Annotated in this window: 24 protein-coding genes and 1 other RNA gene; 7 read left to right on the forward strand and 18 right to left on the reverse strand. The window is 37.2% G+C overall.

What is annotated here, in order from left to right; all coding sequences use genetic code 11:
- Position 1 precedes the first annotated feature (1 nt).
- Genes CDOMF_RS06050 through CDOMF_RS06075 form a run of 6 tightly spaced genes read right to left on the reverse strand, consistent with a single transcriptional unit; the run spans position 2 to position 3,043 of the window.
- A complete protein-coding gene (locus tag CDOMF_RS06050) occupies positions 2-436 on the reverse strand; it encodes a flagellar protein FlgN (protein WP_260951164.1) in 435 nt (144 codons plus the stop codon).
- Positions 437-474: 38 nt separating this feature from the next.
- The gene (locus tag CDOMF_RS06055; protein ID WP_260951165.1) at positions 475-678 is read right to left on the reverse strand and encodes a flagellar biosynthesis anti-sigma factor FlgM; all 204 of its coding nucleotides are present in this window, start codon (positions 676-678) and stop codon (positions 475-477) included.
- A 51-nt stretch (positions 679-729) separates the two neighbouring features.
- Positions 730-1,026, reverse strand: coding sequence for a rod-binding protein (locus CDOMF_RS06060; RefSeq protein WP_260951166.1), 297 nt, complete (start codon positions 1,024-1,026; stop codon positions 730-732).
- The gene (locus CDOMF_RS06065; RefSeq protein WP_169973947.1) at positions 1,026-2,078 is read right to left on the reverse strand and encodes a flagellar basal body P-ring protein FlgI; all 1,053 of its coding nucleotides are present in this window, start codon (positions 2,076-2,078) and stop codon (positions 1,026-1,028) included. The genes CDOMF_RS06060 and CDOMF_RS06065 overlap by 1 nt, the downstream gene beginning before the upstream one ends.
- A 51-nt stretch (positions 2,079-2,129) precedes the next feature.
- Positions 2,130-2,702 carry an RsmD family RNA methyltransferase gene (locus CDOMF_RS06070; protein ID WP_260951167.1) on the reverse strand — a complete coding sequence of 191 codons (573 nt, stop codon included), beginning with the start codon at positions 2,700-2,702 and terminating at the stop codon, positions 2,130-2,132.
- Positions 2,699-3,043: an ornithine carbamoyltransferase gene (locus CDOMF_RS06075; protein WP_170018996.1), complete on the reverse strand. Its 345-nt coding sequence runs from the start codon at positions 3,041-3,043 to the stop codon at positions 2,699-2,701. Before CDOMF_RS06075 ends, CDOMF_RS06070 begins: the two co-directional genes overlap by 4 nt.
- A 125-nt stretch (positions 3,044-3,168) precedes the next feature.
- Between CDOMF_RS06075 and CDOMF_RS06080 the strand changes: the two genes are divergently transcribed.
- The 4 genes from CDOMF_RS06080 to CDOMF_RS06095 are packed head-to-tail and all read left to right on the forward strand — an operon-like array spanning position 3,169 to position 5,934.
- Complete coding sequence (locus CDOMF_RS06080; protein ID WP_169973941.1) at positions 3,169-3,540, forward strand: FlaG family protein; 372 nt, start codon at positions 3,169-3,171, stop codon at positions 3,538-3,540.
- A 1-nt stretch (position 3,541) separates the two neighbouring features.
- A complete protein-coding gene (fliD, locus tag CDOMF_RS06085) occupies positions 3,542-5,329 on the forward strand; it encodes a flagellar filament capping protein FliD (RefSeq protein WP_260951168.1) in 1,788 nt (595 codons plus the stop codon).
- 13 nt (positions 5,330-5,342) lie between these two features.
- Positions 5,343-5,711 carry a flagellar export chaperone FliS gene (gene fliS / locus CDOMF_RS06090; RefSeq protein ID WP_169973937.1) on the forward strand — a complete coding sequence of 123 codons (369 nt, stop codon included), beginning with the start codon at positions 5,343-5,345 and terminating at the stop codon, positions 5,709-5,711.
- Positions 5,704-5,934, forward strand: a complete 231-nt coding sequence (locus CDOMF_RS06095) for a hypothetical protein (protein ID WP_170018999.1) — start codon at positions 5,704-5,706, stop codon at positions 5,932-5,934. The genes fliS and CDOMF_RS06095 overlap by 8 nt, the downstream gene beginning before the upstream one ends.
- A 38-nt stretch (positions 5,935-5,972) precedes the next feature.
- On the opposite strand, the gene CDOMF_RS06100 is transcribed toward CDOMF_RS06095, so the two are convergent.
- From CDOMF_RS06100 to CDOMF_RS06125, 6 genes are all read right to left on the reverse strand, one after another.
- Positions 5,973-6,488, reverse strand: a complete 516-nt coding sequence (locus CDOMF_RS06100; RefSeq protein WP_260951169.1) for an HXXEE domain-containing protein — start codon at positions 6,486-6,488, stop codon at positions 5,973-5,975.
- Between the two features lie 66 nt (positions 6,489-6,554).
- An RNA gene (gene rnpB, locus CDOMF_RS06105) (RNase P RNA component class A) lies at positions 6,555-6,883 on the reverse strand.
- Between the two features lie 5 nt (positions 6,884-6,888).
- Entirely contained in the window at positions 6,889-7,503 is a 615-nt protein-coding gene (locus CDOMF_RS06110; protein WP_260951170.1) for a Type 1 glutamine amidotransferase-like domain-containing protein, read from the reverse strand.
- A complete protein-coding gene (locus CDOMF_RS06115) occupies positions 7,500-7,850 on the reverse strand; it encodes a hypothetical protein (RefSeq protein ID WP_260951171.1) in 351 nt (116 codons plus the stop codon). The genes CDOMF_RS06110 and CDOMF_RS06115 overlap by 4 nt, the downstream gene beginning before the upstream one ends.
- A gap of 9 nt (positions 7,851-7,859) precedes the next feature.
- A complete protein-coding gene (gene truD / locus CDOMF_RS06120; protein ID WP_260951172.1) occupies positions 7,860-8,984 on the reverse strand; it encodes a tRNA pseudouridine(13) synthase TruD in 1,125 nt (374 codons plus the stop codon).
- Complete coding sequence (locus CDOMF_RS06125) at positions 8,962-9,783, reverse strand: thiamine-phosphate kinase (protein WP_260951173.1); 822 nt, start codon at positions 9,781-9,783, stop codon at positions 8,962-8,964. Before CDOMF_RS06125 ends, truD begins: the two co-directional genes overlap by 23 nt.
- A gap of 87 nt (positions 9,784-9,870) precedes the next feature.
- Here CDOMF_RS06125 and CDOMF_RS06130 point away from each other — a divergent pair, with 87 nt between their 5' ends.
- From CDOMF_RS06130 to CDOMF_RS06140, 3 genes are all read left to right on the forward strand, one after another.
- Positions 9,871-10,911 carry an HdrB C-terminal domain-containing protein gene (locus CDOMF_RS06130; protein WP_260951174.1) on the forward strand — a complete coding sequence of 347 codons (1,041 nt, stop codon included), beginning with the start codon at positions 9,871-9,873 and terminating at the stop codon, positions 10,909-10,911.
- A 93-nt stretch (positions 10,912-11,004) separates the two neighbouring features.
- Positions 11,005-11,946 (forward strand): 4Fe-4S dicluster domain-containing protein, encoded by a 942-nt coding sequence (locus tag CDOMF_RS06135; protein WP_260951175.1) that lies wholly within the window; start codon positions 11,005-11,007, stop codon positions 11,944-11,946.
- Positions 11,943-12,620 carry a cytochrome b/b6 domain-containing protein gene (locus CDOMF_RS06140; protein ID WP_260951176.1) on the forward strand — a complete coding sequence of 226 codons (678 nt, stop codon included), beginning with the start codon at positions 11,943-11,945 and terminating at the stop codon, positions 12,618-12,620. Before CDOMF_RS06135 ends, CDOMF_RS06140 begins: the two co-directional genes overlap by 4 nt.
- Here the strand turns inward: CDOMF_RS06140 and CDOMF_RS06145 are convergent.
- Genes CDOMF_RS06145 through CDOMF_RS06170 form a run of 6 tightly spaced genes read right to left on the reverse strand, consistent with a single transcriptional unit; the run spans position 12,617 to position 17,629 of the window.
- The gene (locus tag CDOMF_RS06145; protein WP_260951177.1) at positions 12,617-13,072 is read right to left on the reverse strand and encodes a helicase IV; all 456 of its coding nucleotides are present in this window, start codon (positions 13,070-13,072) and stop codon (positions 12,617-12,619) included. The two genes, CDOMF_RS06140 and CDOMF_RS06145, sit on opposite strands and share 4 nt — an antisense overlap.
- 28 nt (positions 13,073-13,100) lie before the next feature.
- Entirely contained in the window at positions 13,101-13,796 is a 696-nt protein-coding gene (locus CDOMF_RS06150; protein ID WP_260951178.1) for an ABC transporter ATP-binding protein, read from the reverse strand.
- On the reverse strand, positions 13,793-14,557 hold the full coding sequence (locus CDOMF_RS06155) for an ABC transporter ATP-binding protein (RefSeq protein ID WP_260951179.1): 765 nt from the start codon (positions 14,555-14,557) through the stop codon (positions 13,793-13,795). Before CDOMF_RS06155 ends, CDOMF_RS06150 begins: the two co-directional genes overlap by 4 nt.
- On the reverse strand, positions 14,554-15,585 hold the full coding sequence (locus tag CDOMF_RS06160; RefSeq protein WP_260951180.1) for a branched-chain amino acid ABC transporter permease: 1,032 nt from the start codon (positions 15,583-15,585) through the stop codon (positions 14,554-14,556). The genes CDOMF_RS06155 and CDOMF_RS06160 overlap by 4 nt, the downstream gene beginning before the upstream one ends.
- Positions 15,586-16,482, reverse strand: a complete 897-nt coding sequence (locus CDOMF_RS06165; protein WP_260951181.1) for a branched-chain amino acid ABC transporter permease — start codon at positions 16,480-16,482, stop codon at positions 15,586-15,588.
- Positions 16,483-16,510: 28 nt separating this feature from the next.
- Positions 16,511-17,629: an ABC transporter substrate-binding protein gene (locus CDOMF_RS06170; RefSeq protein ID WP_260951182.1), complete on the reverse strand. Its 1,119-nt coding sequence runs from the start codon at positions 17,627-17,629 to the stop codon at positions 16,511-16,513.
- Positions 17,630-17,721 lie beyond the last annotated feature (92 nt).

The following is a 17,721-nucleotide window of genomic DNA, read 5'->3' on the forward strand; positions in this document are numbered from 1 at the left end:
TTTAAACCCTTGCTTTAAATAGACTTTCAGGAGTCGGCTGACTCTTAAAATATCCATCGCTATCGTTTTTATTTTGAAACATATTAGAAGCCAAGCTATCAAAAAACTCTTTAACAACCACAACATATTTTGCGTATTCTTTGTTTTTTTCGTGAAGCTCTTCGAGTTTGCCACGCATTTTTACCAAATTTGACTTTATATCATCGTCTAAAATACTTGCCAAATCGGTGCTATTATGTTCCTTTGAAACTCTGACAAGTTCCTTATCAAGCATTGATTTTGTAGCTTCAAATTTTTTTACGAGTTGATTTTTTTTACTTACACTCTCTTCTACAGTTGAGTGCTTGGCTTCTTTTATGTTTTTTATATCTTGTGTAGTTACGGTTATAAGTTCATCAAGAACACCTATAGCCTCTTGTAAATATTTTTTAAGCATTTTGTCCCTTCTGTTTTTACATCGAGGACAAAAGCTTATCAGATAATCTCATCTGCAATAGCGCGTGCAGTTTTTGACAGATCTATCTTGTAAGTTCCGTTAGCGATAGACTCGGCTATTTTAGCTACTTTGCTCTCGCTCTTATCCTGGATGTTCTCTTTGTTTTCGTTCTTTTTAACTTCACTGTTAGGTGAAATTTGGCTCGGGCTAACCCCAGCTTTTACTCCGATTGAACTTAGCATTTTCATACCTTTAAATATATTTATTGCTAAATCGGCATATTTTTTAAATACTTAAGCCCTCTCTTTTAAAAAATTAAATAGCAATTCACTAAATCCTAAATTTCCGCTCAAAGCCCTACTCATAGTATCGTTATACATAGACGAGTAAATTTTATCTCCAGCATCTTTTGGAAATAGAGGATTTTCGTCCTTTAAGGCAATATCTAACACGCTTTTAACTAAAAACGCTTCAAAAGCATCGGTTTGCTCTTTTAAAAGCCTATCGTTTTCGCTTTTACTTCTATTTATGATCGAATTTGTAGCCATATTATTATATGCGCTTATAGCCAACTGGTTATCTATATTCATTATATTATCTCCAAATCAACGTGTATTGCGCCAACCCTTTTTAAATTTTCTATTATGGCTATTATGTCGCTCGGACTAGCGCCTAGCTTGCTTAGAGCCCTTGCTATGCTTGCTATAGTTGTGCGCTCGCCACTAACCTTTAGCATATTTGCATTTGCATCCAAAGCCATTCCGTCTTGTAGGTCAATCGCTGCATTTCCGGCATCATAGTAGGAATTCGGCTCAATTTTTATAGTAATTTCTTTATGTGTTATCACAACAGGATCAACCGTAACATTTACTCCGCTTACTATAGTGCCTGTTTTTTCGTCTATTATGACTTTATCAAGTGCTTTATATTCGACGTCAATATTTAAAACTTGAGCCAAAAATTCAACCATGCTAACGCCATTTGGTCTATTTATCTTAACAGTTCTTGGATCAATTGCTATTGCGGTTTCACCGCCTACTTTTAAATTTATAGCGTTTTGTATATTTGAAGCGGTACTAAAATTTGACTCTTTAAGACTTAAAAATATAGCCTCTTGATTATATATATCATAGGTTATCTCACGCTCTACAAAAGCTCCACCAAAGATAGTTCCAGCCGTTGCGTGATTTCCTGAATTTCTACCCTGACTCTTGCCGCCTATGGTAAGAGAGCCTTGAGCCAAAGCATATATATCTCCATCAACGCCCTTTAACGGGGTCATAAGAAGAGTTCCTCCTTGCAAACTTTTAGCGTCACCGATAGATGATATGGTTACATCAAGCTTATCACCCTGTCTTGCAAAAGCCGGAAGCTTTGCCGTAACTATAACAGCAGCCGTATTTTTGGATTTGATATCGTCCGGACTTATCTTTACGTTTACTGTTTGAAGCATATTTGAAAGCGATTGAATCGTAAATTCCGAGCTTGAACCATCTCCTGAACCATTAAGCCCTACTACTAATCCATAGCCTATGAGTTGGTTCTCTCTTACTCCTACGACATTTGCTATATCTTTAATCTGCGCAGCATTTGCAAAAGCGCCGAGAGATAAAGCAAGCAACATCGATGAAATTAGCTTCATAGCAATCCTTTTTTATTTTAAAAGGATAAAAGCAATAAATATTCCAAAAATTTATGAATAATACGTAAGAGTTGTATTTCCGAATTTCTTTGATTTTTGAAGAGTAAATTTTCCAATGTCTTCAGGAAATTGATAGCTGCTAATATGCTCTATTACGACCATATAAATTTGTTTTTTGTCTAAATTTCTTATCAAATTTATACACTTTTCATAAATTTGACCAAATCCCTCCCTGATATCAAATGGAGGGTCAAGATATAAGATAACATCTTCTAAATCTCGTCTATTTAAAATTTCAAGAGTAAGCTCAAAAGTGTCTCCATTAAGAACCTCCAAATTTGACTCATCTATATTTTTTGCATTTTCTCGCGCTATCTTAAAAGCATTTTTATCAAGTTCTATTGCGATTGCGCTTTTAGCATCATTACTAAGCGCTTCAGCCGCCATGAGAGCGCTTCCGCCAAATGCCTCTATAAAAATTTTACTTCTTAAATCATACCTCATGCTATCAAAAAAAGAGCCCTTGACTATACTTTTCGTGCTTCTTGTAGTATCAAGAGATGGCAAAAGAAGCTTTTTACCTTTAAATTTACCGCTTGAAATGGTGCTAAAAAGTTTTTTCATCTATAAAGCTTTATAAGATTGATGAGATCTTTTTTAAATTTATCTATAAGGATACTAATTTCATGCTCAATATCTAAATTTTGAGCCATTTGTCTAGTGCCGGCACTTGGAATTTGAATGGCTGAGTAAAATTCCTCAAGTGTATTTAAAAGTGTCTCTTTAGTAAATGGGATTTTTAAATGAGCGGAATTAGAAGATATAATAAATACGGGTTTTTTGCTCTCGATCTTTCTATCTGATATTATAAAATCACAATCTTTTTTATGCGCTACATAATCTTTCAAAAATAATTTAAGCGAATTTTCAAGCAAAATACAATCACAGTCAAATGAAATTTTCATATACATTCCTTATAAATTAAGCAAAATCTTAACAAATTTAAGCGTAAATTTTAATTAACTATATAGTATAAAGAAATTTTAGATATAGCCGATATAACAAAGTAGTATATTTATAAGGAGAAAATATGGAAATTTTCAAAGTTGCAAGTCAGCCGATAAATACGGCTCTATCAACAGGCAACACACATTCACAGCCTCAAACAAGGGAAGTTGAGCAAACACAAATTCAACCAAATATTGTCGAAAATCAAACAGAGCAAAACAATGAAGATCTAGTCAAAAAGCTAAACGAAGCCACGGAAAAACTAAATAGACAGATGGAAGCGCTGGATACAAATATACGTTTTGCTTACAATGACAAGATAAATTTTCTTTACGTTAACGTAATGGAGATGAAAACAGGCGAAATAATAAGAAAAATTCCAAGCGAGCAAGTAATGAAACTTAGTGAATATTTTAGAGAGGCAGTCGGAGTACTATTCGATAAGGAGAGCTAAGATGGGGTTTGGAAAAATTTCTTCTCTTGGGCTTGGAAGTAACGTTTTAACTCAAGATGTTATAGACAAACTAAAATCGGCAGATAGGGCAGGTATAATAAACCCTATCACACAAAATATGGAGAAAAACGTAACAAAACAAAAAGATCTATCTGCTATAAAAACACTTATAAGCTCGTTTAAGTCATCAGTTTCCGCTTTGAGCGATGAAACTATGTTTTTAAAAAGAAGTGTCAATACTAATGGTAAAAGTGCGGATCTAAGCGTAAGTTCTGGTGTTGGCTTGCAAGATATAGATATAGATGTGAAACAACTTGCGGCAAGAGATATATATCAAAGTAAAAAATTTATAAGCCCTGAATCGTTTGCGGCTAGAGAGGGCTCTTTTGTAATCAAATTTAACAATGTAGATTATAAAATAGATCTTAAGCAATCTACATCCTATGAAGAGTTGGCAGCAAAAATAACAGATGCCACTGGTGGCTATGTTCAAGCTAAAATTCTAAAAGTCGGAGGAGATAAGCCGTATCAGCTAATTTTGCAATCAAAAGATACCGGAGCTAGCAATAAGATAGAATTTTCTACCCAAGATTCAAGCGGAAACGAACTAAATAATGCAAATTATATATTAGAAGCTCTGGGTTGGGATAGTGCAAATGTAAATAGCAACAAAATATCTACAGCGCAAGACTCCGAATTTACATATAATGGTATAACGGTAAAAAGAGATTCTAACAACATTAAAGATCTATCAATAGGCTTAAATTTGACACTAAAAGAAGTGGGAAAAACAACTTTTAGTGTCAAAGAAGATACTTCTGATATAAAAAAAGAGATAGAAAACTTAGTAAAAACATATAATAGTCTAGTAAACAATCTTGATATAGCAACCGACTACAACAGCGATACAAATAATGCAGGAACTTTTCAGGGAATTAACGAGATAACAAGCATAAAATCTACTATAAATAGACTTTTATTCACTACAAAAACGATAGGAGAACAAGACAATATATCTATGCGCTCTATGCACGATTCAGGATCTTTTGCGGTAGCTATAAAATCAAAAAGCAGCAACCTCAATATAACTGATTTTGGCATAACATTAACCAAAGACGGACTGCTGGAGCTTAATAGCCTAAAATTAAGCTCAAAGCTATCCGAAAGTTTAGATGATGCTAAAAAGCTATTCGCAAAATCTAGTATGTATAGCACCATACAAACAGCGAGCAGTAAAGCCATAAATAGCGGCGCAATAAGTGTATCAAATGATGATTTTATAATTAACGGAAACAAAATAACCTTAACCACCCCTAGTACAAATACATCAAAAGAAAACGCCTTGGCACTTTTGAAGGCTATAAACGGAGCTAGTATTGTAGGTGTCCAAGCCACTTTGAATAAAGCTGAAGACAGAATTGTTTTAAAAAGCACAGACGGAACAGCTATAAATATTCAAGGCAAAGCTGATGTGCTTGAGAACTTTGGTTTAAGCGCTATGAATTTAACATCAAAAGAGACAAGAACTGATGGGGTATTCTCATCTTTGAATTCAAAACTAGATAATATAGTGGGTAAAAATGGAACATTGACTATATACAATCAAAATTTAATAGAAGAAAAAAAGAAGCTTGAAAAAGATAGGCTAAAAGCGACACAAGATCTTGATACTAAATACGACATGATGGCTCAAAGATTTTTAGCCTATGACAATATGATCAATAAGCTTCAAAATCAGTTTTCTACATTGCAATCAATGATAGATGCCGAGCTAAAATCTAAAAAATAAGAATGGAAAAATAATGATGAATAGCGCAGCTTACGCAGCATACTCTCAAAACGCAGTCGGAGGCATAGAGTCTCCACAAAAACTGATAGAGATGCTATATGAAGGAATTTTAAGATTTATTTTTAGAGCTAGACAATCTATGCAAAATAAAGATGTCGAGAAAAAAGTATACTTTATAAACAGAGCAAATGCGATTTTTGTCGAGCTTTTAAATTCGCTTGACTACTCTCAAGGAAACGTTGCTCATTATCTTAGCGGAATTTACACTAGACAAATTCAGCTACTTTCACAGGCAAATATAACAAACGATGAAAAAAATCTGGATGAAGTAGTAAGTGTAGTAAAGCAACTTCTTGAGGCTTGGAAAGAAAGCAATGCCTGAGACTATATGGCTAAACGAGTTTAAAATAGCGGTCTTAAACGAAGATGAGGAGTCTATAGAAAGACTTATCCAAAACGCTCCATTGATTTTTGATAGCATAGAAGAGCTAGAAGAAGTTGCGACACTGACCAAAGACGCGGAAGAAATCATACGAAAAAGATTGGAAAAACTGAGTCTGGAACTAAAAAAATTAAAAGACGCTAGAAACTACATATGGCAGTAAATCGATTTCAATCAATTTATGGCTTATTTGCTTTTTGTCTATTTGGTGTCAAGAAATTTTTGAAATTTACTTATCAAAAATAGCGCAAATTTCAAGTTTATAAAAACTATAATAACCCCAATAATAGTAAAAGTAGCAAATTTCTTCGGTGTTACCGCAATCTCGTTATAAGATTTAGCAATAATCCAGATGCTGACAGGAAGGGTTATTACACTAGTTACTATGGCAGGAATATATCTTTTAATAATAACCGATTGAAATATATGCACGATAAAATGAATAGCACAAGCGCTGAAGCAACCAAGCCATATCAGCCAAACAAATTTATTATCCGCCCATACAGCCAATATGCAAATTATTATGCACAAAACAAACTCTTCAAACACTCCAAAAGCAAAGGCTTCGGAACTAATGCTCTCATATCTTTTTAATACAAACGGATAATTTTTCTCTAAAAAATCCTTATTTTTATTAAGCCAAAATCTAAGAAAAATAATCTCTTCAAAATCATGAAATACAAAAATGATCGGAAACAACCAGACATATTCTTGCATAACCTATCCTTTGTATAATCTGCTTTATAAACACAAAAAGGCTAAATTCGCAAGATTAAATGCATAAATAAAGGCACGGCGATAAGCCGAGTTCTGTCGTGAGTGATTATTTATCTAATCCAAATTTCGCAATTTGGCTCTAGCGAAGGGTTTAACATAAGACTAAAACCATCCCTTCTTGCTGCAAGTCGGGTTTATATAGCCGCCATGCTTTCGCGTGGCGCTGGTGGGCTCTTACCCCGCCGTTTCACCATCACCGCCGAAGCGGCAGTCTGCTTTCTGTTACACTATCCCTTAGGTTTCCCTAGCCATCCGTTAGATGGGACTTTGTCTTATAGCAGCTCGGACTTTCCTCTTTTAAACCGAAATTTAAAAGCAATCACTTGCCGTGCCGATGAGATTATAGCGACTTTGCGCTTAAAATAACTGCCTTTTCATCCTGAACCAAAATCGCTTCTGAGTTATTTATCGCTCTTAGATCGATTTTCTCGCCAAATTTTGCGATTATATTCTCACATGCTTCTTCAAAAGGAAATTCGCCCAAATGCGGCAAGGTATAAAAACTAACCAAATTTAAAGCGCTAAGATCTTTTAACTCTACTAAATTTTCATCCATTAGCTCGATATACTCTATATCAGGCGATGTTATCACGGCACCTGCCGATTCACCGATATAAATTTTGCCGCTATTTACAAGGCTCTTTAGCTCGCTTATAACTCCTGATTTTTTAAGCTCACTTAAGAGATAAAAGGTGTTTCCGCCACATACATAGATGAAGTCGTTTTGGCTAAATTTCTTCAAAATTTCCGTCTTGTCGCTTACCGAGATATCAAGCTCATCAACTCTCACGCCGGCACTTTTAAAGCACTCTTTTGCCCCATCTACGTAGAAATTCACCTCTTCAAATTTACTAGCCGTTGATATGAAGCAAACACTCTTGCCCTCGCAGTCAAATTTATCCGCAAAGAGCTCAAAAACTCCTGCAAAATAAGAGCACAAAAAGATATTTTTCACGATTTTCCTTTTTGGTTGCTTTTTGATTTTTTAAAATTTTCTTGCTCTTCCTTGATCTCGCAAGGATCTTTTATGTATTCGATATTGCCCTCAAGCTCGCTTTCCCACTCAAGCTTACCGTATTTGTTTTTATCAAATTTTTTAAACTCCGCTTCGCTAAAATCTCCAAATTTAACTCTAAAATTCTCCATACTCTTTACATTTTTCCACTCGTTCATATCAAGTACGCCGTCTAAATCCATATCATTTTCATAGACGAAAGCTTCCGCAGCAGGAGGCGACTCGCAAGCCTTTGCAAATCCCAAAAAACAGGCTAAACACCCTAAAACAATCACAAAATATCGCATATTCTCTCCTTATTCGAAAATATCCTTATGCAAAATTTCTTCCAAAACCACAGTCGCATAAGAGCCCTTTTGCAAAGTAAAATTTATGCCAAAATGCGCTTTTTCAGGATTGTATTTATATTGAACATTTTCAAGATAGCTCCAAGCAAAACGCCTGCTTCCGCTCATTTTTGCTTCAAATTCACTTGCCTTGCTAAAGATCTCATCCTCTATCTTTTTAGCAAGCCCCTCGCTTTTATACGCCCTACTTCCTACGATAAGCCCGCAGCTGGTTCTATCTTTGAGATTAAATTTCTCAACCTCGCTTTGCAAATCCTCACACAAAAAATACTTGCCAAAAGGATAATGCCCCAAAACTTCGCCACGAATTAGCTTAAAAAACTGTTTTTGACTCTTTAACTCTCCTATCTCGTCCGCACTCATAAATTTATAAATTTCACCCAACTCTTTTGCGCTAAATTCATCTGCAAATCGCGAAATTTCGATACGCTTACTAAGCCAGCGGTTAAAAAGATCGCTTTGATAAGCGGAGATTAAAAACTCGCTCATTTTTGGATTTTTAAGCTTTTTGCCGTTTAGAGTTCCGTGCTTTAAAATTTCAAATCCACTAGCTGCATTATCGCCAAATTTGCCAAACCTCTGATAGCCAAAATAGTTCGGATATCCGATCTCATCTAGCTTCTTAATAGCCTGCTCTAGCTTAAGAGCATCGGTTGCAAGGACCTTTTTAAGACGGATAAAAAAACTATTGCCCTTTAAATGACCTATTCTTAGCTTATTGTTATGAGCGTTCATGTTTAGAATTTTCATTTTATCGTGGCTAAAATTTGCCAAATTCGCCTCAAATTTACGCGGCATAGAGATAAATTGAGTAGTCATTCCCTTCCTATCCTTAAGCCCCGCATAGCCAAATTCTCTTATCTTAACGCCCGTAAAGTCGCTTAAAGCCTTTAGAGCTTCTTGTGTCGTCATATCTTTTTTGGAAATTTCAACGATAAGATGCTCGCCGTCTCCGCTAAATTCGTAAAGCGGTATTTCACGCACTACAAAATCATCCGAATTCTTGCTGAAATAAGCATTTATAGGAGTGTGAGCGAGTGCGTATAAGGGCTTAAAAGTGGTGTTGTCTTGCATGGGTTTTGTGTCTTCCTTTTGTGATTTTTCCAAAAATATTTATTTTTACGCGAGCTTTTTTGGCTTCGTTTTTGATCCTGTGCAGATTTTTTTTGCTAAACGTAAAAAGCACTTCGTACTCTTCGCCGCTTAGCATTTGATTTTTAGGGATTTGCTTGATAAATTTTACCGCACAACCGCTTGACTTGCAAAGCTTAATCAAATCCGCACCAAGCCCGTCACTAATATCCATAGCGGAATTTATAAACCTGCTAGCCGAATAAAAGAATTTATCCCTTAAAATCGGTCTTTTAAAGCGAGAATTTCTACTTACCGCTCCGCCGTTCATCAAGGCCTTTAGTCCCTTTAAGCTTCCTCCAAGCCTTCCCGTAAATGCTATAAAATCGCCTTTTTTGGCACCATTTCTAAAGATAGGCTTATCGTAAATTCTTGAAACAACGGTTACGCTTATAAAGATCTTATCGCTACTTATCGTATCGCCGCCTATTATCGTTAATCCAAACTCATCGCACGCCTTTTGGATACCTGATTTAAGCAAAGAAATTTCAGCGGGCTTTATCTCCTTAGGAAGTCCAATCCCCAAAAGCGCGTATTTAGGAACCGCATTCATAACGATAGCGTCTGAGATATTTACGATCATCGCCTTGCAAGAAACCTCATCAAGGCTAAGCCAAGATCTCTTAAAGTGCGTATTTTCGTAAAACAGATCCTTGCTATAGACCCATTTTCCCGCAACCGCACCGTCATCACCTATAAATGAGTTGCTAAATTTATTGATTATCAGCTGTTCTTTATCCATACCACATTTTATAAAATTTGACGTTAAAAACTACTTCAAACGTTAGTTAAGCTAAAATTTTATAAACTACTCTTAAAAGGACGGCAGATGCTTGAAGTGAGAATTTTTAGATTTAACGCCAAAAACGATGTGTTAAGATACTACAAACCATATTTTTTTGAAAACTACAACTTTAAAAACTTACAAGATTTACTAGAGGATATTAAAAAAAACGATCCGTATTTTGATTTTGAAGGGGTTAAATTTGTAAAGATAAACGGCGTGGTAGTTAGCCTAGATACTAGCTTTGATCTAATCTTAAACCGTTTTAAGAGCACTCTTATCATAGAGCCTTTAAGCACAAAAAGAGCGGTAAAAGATCTCATCATAAACGACGATGACTTTATGGGGAAAATCAAGCTGTTTAGTAAATTTTATACAAAAGAGGATGCTAAATTTTACGAGAGTCTAAAGCCATATTTTTATGCAGGATTTATGAGTGAATTTGAGCCAAATTTCATCGGCTCAAGCACGATAATATTTGCTAAATTTCTATGCGAAAAATATCCTGATAAAAAAGATAAAATTTTAGCCGTCGTAAGCGATAGGAAATTTGGCGTATGGATAGCGGGAGATTTAAAAGAGTGGATATCTTGGAGTGATGAAATTTACAAAGGGGCTTTAGAATTCATAAAATCAAATTTAAAAGAGCCCGAAAGAAAACTGCCTGCTCTGAGCGCTGAAATGAAAATAGAAAAACTAAATTTCAAACATGATTTTAAGGATTTTATAATCGCAAGCTACGGTGAAATTTCGGACGATATAAGAAGTCTAAAGGCGAAATTCATCAGCACCGATAGCCAAAAATTGCCTTGTGGATTTGAGTTGATCGGACTAAATGACGAACTTGCTTTTAAACTTGCCGGCAAAATTTTATTTGACGCGTTTGATAGCGGGGCTGATTTTTTACTGGTTGATAACGAGCAAACCTTTTATATGTTTGATACGCTTTCAAACAAACTGCAAAAATCAATCGGCAGAAGCTTAGAAAAATTTTATATCCTACGCACAGCCGAGCTTGTAAGCCTAGCAAACGGCGAAATTCCAACAAGCATAAAAAATCATAAGCTAAAAGTGAGATTAGTATAAATTTAAAATCATAGTTTTATACAAGTCGCTTTTCGTAACATTATCACTGACAAATTCCAAGCATGTTAGTATCATAAACAAAAAGGATTAGCGATGAATAGACGAAATTTCTTCAAATTTAGCGCTGTTTCTGCGATTGGAGCGACTGTCGCCGAGGCTAAAGCCTTGAGTGATAAACAAATAGCCAGCATAATTGATATAGATCTTTGCGACAGTTGCGCGCATGAGACTATGCCGCTATGTGTAAAGGCATGCAAGATCAAAAACGAGCCTATATTTCCCGTTCCAAAAGAGCCGATCATGGACTACTGGCCTCAAACTAAGCATGAGGACTACTCAAAACAAAAGAATAATATCTCAAGGCTTACTCCATATAACTTCACATATATAGAAAAGCTTGAAGTAGACGGCAAAACGCTTCATATCCCTAGACGCTGTATGCACTGCGATCATCCTCCCTGTCAAAAAATATGCCCTTTTGGCGTTATAAGTAAGAGTAAAGAGGGTGCAGTGGATATAGACAAAGAATTTTGCGTAGGCGGTGCAAAGTGTAGAGATGCTTGTCCGTGGGGAGTACCTCAAAGGCAAGCGGGAGTGGGAATATATTTAAAAGTTATGCCAAAATTAGCAGGCGGTGGAGTTATGTTTAAGTGCGATATGTGCAAGGATCTGCTAGAACAGAACAAAAAACCGTCATGTGAGGTCGCCTGTCCTAAAAGCGCTATAAAATTTGGAAAACGAGATGAAATTTTCGCCATTGCAAACGAGATGAAAAAAACTCGCTTTATATACGGCATGGACGAAAATGGTGGCACATCAACCATCTATGTAAGCTCTATTGATTTTAATAAAATTGATAGTGCGATATCCAAAAAATATGAGAACAAGCCAAAAATGGGAATAATGGATATGAAAAATCATCCAAATCCTATGGAAAAATCGCAATTTCTAGCAGCTGCGACTCTAGTAACTCCTCTTGCCGCGATAGGTGCTGCAAGTATAGCTGTCATTAAGAGTATAAAGGATAAAAAATGATATCAAATACTAATGAAACAAAACAGAAAATAAAAAGACAAAGCCTGCAAAACCGCGTTATCCATTGGGGCATAGCTATAAGTATATTTGGACTGATAGTGACTGGAATTTTACAAATGCCGGTAGCAAAAAGATACAACATAACCAAAATTTTTGAGTGGAGCGGGGAGTATTATTTCACACTAAGCCTACACTATATATTCTCAATGGCGCTTATATTTTTTGCTTTTTATCACGTTATATATCATGCGATGAAGCGCGAATTTGATATATTTCCGAGAAGAGGAGATATCAAAAACAGCTTTCTTGTGATTAAAGCGATGATTATGGGTTCAGATGAGCCTGCAAGCGATAAGTATCTACCTGAACAGCGCATAGCATATCTTGGCGGAGTGCTTATAATAGCGCTTTTAATAGTTACAGGTATGATAAAATCGTATAAAAATATACTTGGATTTGATATCTCAAACGATCTTTACCTATGGGCAGCACTGCTTCACAATTTAGGGCTAATTTTAATAATTTTATTTATAATAGCTCATCTATTGGCTTTCGTTCCAAAAGCCAATCGCCCGCTTTTAAGCGGTATGTTTAGCGGTAAAATTGATGCAAAATACGCCAAACACAGACATAGCTTGTGGAAAGACATCAAAGACGAGTCTAATTTTTCTTAGACACTCGACTTTTGTTTTGCCAAATTCGCATACCTAATGCCAAATTTAGCAAATTCCTTTGCAAAAAATTGATTCAAATCCCTTAGGCTATCGTCATTCATTTCAATTAGCTTAAGGCGGTTTTTCTTGTAAATTTTAATCTTCTTTTTCTTGCGCTTAAGATAAGCGGGCGTTTCAAGCCCCCAAAATTCGATATAAACATCATAATCAACCAGATAAAAATCGCTAATCACTCGCTGATTTGTATTGGCCTTTTTCTCGTAGATAAATTTCACTCCACGATAAAAGAGCCAGTTTGCTATTATAAGCTCCGCCCTACTCTTTACCATGTCGCCACTATCGCTTTTATAGCGAGTTTGCTTGATCTTTGTTTTTCGCGAAAGCCTTATTAAAAGAGCTATCAGGATTAAAACAAGTATTAAGATAACGATAGTTTTTAAGTCTATTTGCAAAAGATCTCTTTAAATTTAAACACCGAATTTAAGCTCCAAGATATTTGCGCCTGATCTCATCGTTGCCTACCATATCTTTTGCAACGCCTTGCATAGCGATCTTGCCGTTTTCAAGCACATATGCGTAGTCGCTTATCTTAAGTGCTGCAAAGGCGTTTTGCTCGACTAAAAGTATAGTTATGCCCTCCTCTTTTAGCCTAACTATAGTATTAAAGACCTCTCCTACTATCTTTGGAGCAAGTCCAAGGCTAGGTTCATCAAGCATAAGTAGCTTAGGCTCGCTCATTAGCGCACGTGAGATGGCCAGCATCTGCGCCTCTCCACCGCTTAAAGTGCCTGCAAGTTGCTGCTTTTTATCAGCCAGACGAGGAAATAGTCTATACATTTGAGAGCGTAAGTGCTCGTAGTTTTCGTCGTTATTAAAAGCGCCCATACGCAAATTTTCATCAACCGTCAAATTTATAAACACCCTCCTGCCCTCAGGAACCAGCGCTATGCCGTGCCTAACAAGAGTATGAGTCTTGTGCCTTCTTGTATCATAACCCAAGAAATTTATCTCGCCTGTCTTTTTAACGCTGTTTAAAAGCGCGTTTAAGGTAGAGGTTTTACCCGCACCGTTTGAGCCGATAAGAGAGACGATATCGCCCGTTTTAACCTCAAAATCTATCCCCTTAACAGCTTCTATAAGTCCGTAATAAACGTGCAAATCTTTAACGCTAATCATTGAATAAAATCTCCCAAATAAGCAGATACGACCTTTTCGTTACGCACGGCATCGCTTGGCTTACCCTCAAAAATTACCTTACCGTAATCAAGCACCAAAACGCGCTCGCAAAGGCGATTTACAAATTTCATATCATGCTCTATAAGCAAAATGCTAAGTTTGTATTTTTCCCTAAGCATAAAGATAAGCTCGGCAAGATCTTCGGTCTCTATAGGATTCATACCCGCTGCAGGCTCATCCAGAAGCAAGAGCTTGGGATTTGTCGCCATAGCTCTAGCTATCTCGACTTTCCTTTGAACCCCGTAACTTAAACTTGTAGCAGGCTCGTTAGCATAAACGCTTAAATTTAGCTCATTAAGTATATCCATGGCTTTTTCGCGTGCAATTCGCTCCTCTTTATGAAAGCGTCCCATGTGCAAAATACTCTCGATAAAGCTATATTTTATATGTCCGTCAAGTCCGATTAAGACGTTTTCAAGCACGCTCATAGAGCTAAAAAGGCGAATATTTTGAAATGTCCTTGCTATGCCGTGCCTAACGATAACGTTTGGCTTTTTGCCGTTTAGCGTAACGCCGTTAAATTTAACCTCTCCGCCGCTTGGTTCGTAATTGCCCGTGATGATGTTAAATATAGTCGTTTTACCCGCACCGTTTGGACCTATAAGACCAAAAATTTCACTTTCCTTTACTTGAAAGCTTGTGTCGTTTATAGCAGTTACTCCGCCAAATTTCTTGCTGATATTTTTTAGCTCTAAAATCATCGCTTAAGCCTTTTGATAGCCGATCTAGCTACATCCGTTAGCTCTCTTTTGCCAAAAATTCCCTCTCTTGCAAACAGCATAACAAGTATAAGTATGACCGAAAACACAATCATTCTAAGACCTGGCATCGCATCAAATGTATGACCAAACATGCTTATCGGCTCATCTAAAAATCTAAGCCACTCTCCGCCTCCTATCACCAAGATAGTGCCTAAAATAGCTCCAGTCATAGAGCCAAGTCCGCCAAGAACGATGATAATGAGCAGCTGGAAAGTTAGATAAAAATCAAACTCATTCGGAACAATAGAAGCAAATGAGCACGCCCAAAGCCCTCCGCCGACACCTTCTAAAAAGGCCGAGGTGCTAAAAGCTGTGGTCTTAACGGCAAATGTATTTACACCCATAGCAAGTGCCGCATCCTCGTCATCTCTTACGGCTTTCATCGCGCGACCGAATTTTGAATAAACTATATTTAGCACCATAATAACGCTAATAATAGCAATCCCGCCCGTATAATAAAGCGTAGCGTGCTGAGGTATGGAGCTAAGTCCAAGTGATCCGTTCGTGATGGACGGATAGTTGATGGCTAAAATTTTAATAATAAAACCAAAGCCAAGCGTAACAATAGCTAGATAATCACCCCTTACGCGAAATACCGGAAAGGAAAGAACCAAAGCAAGTATAGTAGCACAAACTCCTGCGGCAAGAAGAGCTAGCAAGAAATTTGAAGAGTGAAGCCAAAGCACAAATGCTGCAGGACTTTCAAGATCAAACTGATAGTTTTTAGCGTCCGCATCAAGAAGTATAAGAGCCGCCACATAAGCTCCAACAGCCACAAAGCCATTTGGCTCAAGCGAAAACTGCCCCGTAACGCCGTTTATAAGGTTATAGCTAACAGCTAATATAATAAAAATGGCGATATTGTTTAAAACCCTCAAAGAGTAATCATCAAAAATGTAGTGAGAGGCAACCAAAAATCCTACAGCCAAAGCAAAAAATATGATATGCGTAATCTTTGGAACTCTCATCTAAAACCTACTTTTCTCAAAGTTATAGCCTAAAATTCCGGTAGGCTTAAATATAAGAATAAGAATTAAAAATATAAAAGCAAAAGCATCTTTAAAGCCTGAAAATTCAGGACTTAAAGATACCACAACAACTTCGGTAAATCCGATAATAAATCCGCCAAGCACAGCTCCGCCGACAGAGCCTATACCGCCAAGAACGGCTGCGGCAAAGGCTTTAAGCCCTATCAAAACTCCCATCATAGGCTCGATAGAAGGATAGTTTAGCGACCAAAACACGCCGCCGATAGCTGCAAGCATGGATCCAAGCGCGAAGACTATCGCGATGATCAAATTTGCATCTATCCCCATCAAATTTACGGTATGTATATCAAATGCAAGCGCTCTTATCGCCATGCCGTATTTCGTGCGGTAGAGTATAAAAAGCGTGATAGCAAGCAAAATAAGAGTGATGATAGGCACCAGTACCGCACTCATCGCAACCGTAACATCGCCAAAGGTTAAGACCTTCTGCAAGTATTCAGGCACGATAAAGGCTTTAGGCTCACTACCGAAAATCACGTTAAAGAGATTTTCAAGCAAAAAGCTAATGCCGATAGCAGTGATAAGTAGCGAAATTCTAGGCGCTTTACGAAGCGGCTTATAAGCGATGGTATCTGTAATGATACCAAGTGCCGCACATATCGTCACGGCAAATACAACCGCCGCTATAAATGGCAAATTTAGTGAAACCATGCCAAAAAAGCAGACATAAGCTCCAACCATCATGATATCGCCGTGAGCGAAATTTATAAGCCTCAAAACGCCATAAACCATAGTGTAGCCTATGGCAATAAGCGCATACATACTGCCAAGGCTAAACCCGTTCACCATATTTTGTAAAAATAGTGAAAAATCCATCATCACTCCGAAGTTCGTTGTCTAAATTTCAAGGATTAACGTTTGCTTTAAATGTCGGTTTGCCGCCAACTATCTCTTTCATAACGACAGAGCGGATCGCGTTACCCTTCTCGTCTATGCTGATAACTCCTGAAACGCCTGAAAACTCTTTTGTCTTGTGAATTTGATCGTTTATACAAACACTGTCACTTGGATCTGCACACTTGTCCATAGCCTCAACCATCACAAAATACGCATCCGCTCCAAGAGCCGTAAAGCCCGCTATATCCCTTGTACCCTTTTCCTTCTCGTACTCGTCTAAAAATTTCTTAGAAAGCTCTGTAGGAGGATTTGAAGCGTCAAACGAATCGCTAAAGATAAATCCATTTACCGCATCTCCGCCAAGTTCTATAAATGTAGGATTTGCCACGCCGTCAGATCCGACCATAGGTTTGTTTAAATTTATCTGCTTAGCTTGGCGAGCTAGAAGCGATGCTTCAGGATGATATGTAGGCACATATACGAAGTCGGGATTTTTGCTCTTTATCTGCGATACTATGGCTTTAAAATCCTTATCGCCTGAGCTTATTTTAAGCTTTGATAAAACCTTGCCGCCGTTTTTTACAAATTCGCTTTCAAAGGTCTTAGCAAGCCCAAGAGAGTAAACCTGAGCTTGATCCACTACGATAACAGCAGTTTTGTATCCAAGCTCTTTTGCCGTAAATTCGGCCGCAGCCTTGCCTTGAAACGAATCCATAAAGCAAACTCTGCTACCAAATTTCACATTATCAAGAAGTTTATCTGATGTAGCAGCAGGTGCGATGACAGGAATTTTGCTTTTATCTGCGATAGCCATTACCTGCATGGTGTTTGCGGTAATAAGCTCGCCGATGATACCTACGGCTTTATTTTGCGAGATAGCCCTTGTTGTGGCGTTTGAAGTCTCAACCTTTTCGCCTCTGGTATCAAGCAAAACAACCTTGATCGTATCACCGTTTTTTAGAGTAGGGCGCATTTTATTTGCCAAAGTTACACCCTCGTAAGCTGTCTGTCCATACGCAGCAACAGGTCCTGTTACAGGCATAACGGCTGCTATGGTTATCTCTTTTGCAAAACCAAATGAGCTGATAGCCGCTAAAGATAGCGCTAAAGTCGTGATCTTTTTCATTTATACTCCTTAATAATTTATGTGTTACATTATATTACATTTCTAAGAGTAAATGGGTATTTTTGGATTAATTAGTATGATTTTAAATGTTG

The sequence above is a fragment of the Campylobacter sp. RM16187 genome, assembly GCF_025319965.1.
Taxonomy (GTDB): domain Bacteria; phylum Campylobacterota; class Campylobacteria; order Campylobacterales; family Campylobacteraceae; genus Campylobacter_A.

Bases quoted from the DNA above. Each gene is read 5' to 3' on its own strand.
- CDOMF_RS06130 (WP_260951174.1), top strand. From the start codon at position 9,871: ATGCTTGAAGTGAGAATTTTTAGATTTAACGCCAAAAACGATGTGTTA.
- CDOMF_RS06160 (WP_260951180.1), bottom strand. From the start codon at position 15,585: ATGAGAGTTCCAAAGATTACGCATATCATATTTTTTGCTTTGGCTGTA.
- CDOMF_RS06055 (WP_260951165.1), bottom strand. From the start codon at position 678: ATGCTAAGTTCAATCGGAGTAAAAGCTGGGGTTAGCCCGAGCCAAATT.
- CDOMF_RS06080 (WP_169973941.1), top strand. From the start codon at position 3,169: ATGGAAATTTTCAAAGTTGCAAGTCAGCCGATAAATACGGCTCTATCA.
- CDOMF_RS06125 (WP_260951173.1), bottom strand. From the start codon at position 9,783: ATGGATAAAGAACAGCTGATAATCAATAAATTTAGCAACTCATTTATA.
- CDOMF_RS06095 (WP_170018999.1), top strand. From the start codon at position 5,704: ATGCCTGAGACTATATGGCTAAACGAGTTTAAAATAGCGGTCTTAAAC.
- CDOMF_RS06140 (WP_260951176.1), top strand. From the start codon at position 11,943: ATGATATCAAATACTAATGAAACAAAACAGAAAATAAAAAGACAAAGC.
- CDOMF_RS06170 (WP_260951182.1), bottom strand. From the start codon at position 17,629: ATGAAAAAGATCACGACTTTAGCGCTATCTTTAGCGGCTATCAGCTCA.
- CDOMF_RS06060 (WP_260951166.1), bottom strand. From the start codon at position 1,026: ATGAATATAGATAACCAGTTGGCTATAAGCGCATATAATAATATGGCT.
- CDOMF_RS06100 (WP_260951169.1), bottom strand. From the start codon at position 6,488: ATGCAAGAATATGTCTGGTTGTTTCCGATCATTTTTGTATTTCATGAT.
- CDOMF_RS06150 (WP_260951178.1), bottom strand. From the start codon at position 13,796: ATGATTAGCGTTAAAGATTTGCACGTTTATTACGGACTTATAGAAGCT.
- fliS (WP_169973937.1), top strand. From the start codon at position 5,343: ATGATGAATAGCGCAGCTTACGCAGCATACTCTCAAAACGCAGTCGGA.
- CDOMF_RS06155 (WP_260951179.1), bottom strand. From the start codon at position 14,557: ATGATTTTAGAGCTAAAAAATATCAGCAAGAAATTTGGCGGAGTAACT.
- CDOMF_RS06165 (WP_260951181.1), bottom strand. From the start codon at position 16,482: ATGGATTTTTCACTATTTTTACAAAATATGGTGAACGGGTTTAGCCTT.
- CDOMF_RS06070 (WP_260951167.1), bottom strand. From the start codon at position 2,702: ATGAAAAAACTTTTTAGCACCATTTCAAGCGGTAAATTTAAAGGTAAA.
- CDOMF_RS06050 (WP_260951164.1), bottom strand. From the start codon at position 436: ATGCTTAAAAAATATTTACAAGAGGCTATAGGTGTTCTTGATGAACTT.
- CDOMF_RS06065 (WP_169973947.1), bottom strand. From the start codon at position 2,078: ATGAAGCTAATTTCATCGATGTTGCTTGCTTTATCTCTCGGCGCTTTT.
- CDOMF_RS06075 (WP_170018996.1), bottom strand. From the start codon at position 3,043: ATGAAAATTTCATTTGACTGTGATTGTATTTTGCTTGAAAATTCGCTT.
- CDOMF_RS06135 (WP_260951175.1), top strand. From the start codon at position 11,005: ATGAATAGACGAAATTTCTTCAAATTTAGCGCTGTTTCTGCGATTGGA.
- truD (WP_260951172.1), bottom strand. From the start codon at position 8,984: ATGCAAGACAACACCACTTTTAAGCCCTTATACGCACTCGCTCACACT.
- CDOMF_RS06115 (WP_260951171.1), bottom strand. From the start codon at position 7,850: ATGCGATATTTTGTGATTGTTTTAGGGTGTTTAGCCTGTTTTTTGGGA.
- fliD (WP_260951168.1), top strand. From the start codon at position 3,542: ATGGGGTTTGGAAAAATTTCTTCTCTTGGGCTTGGAAGTAACGTTTTA.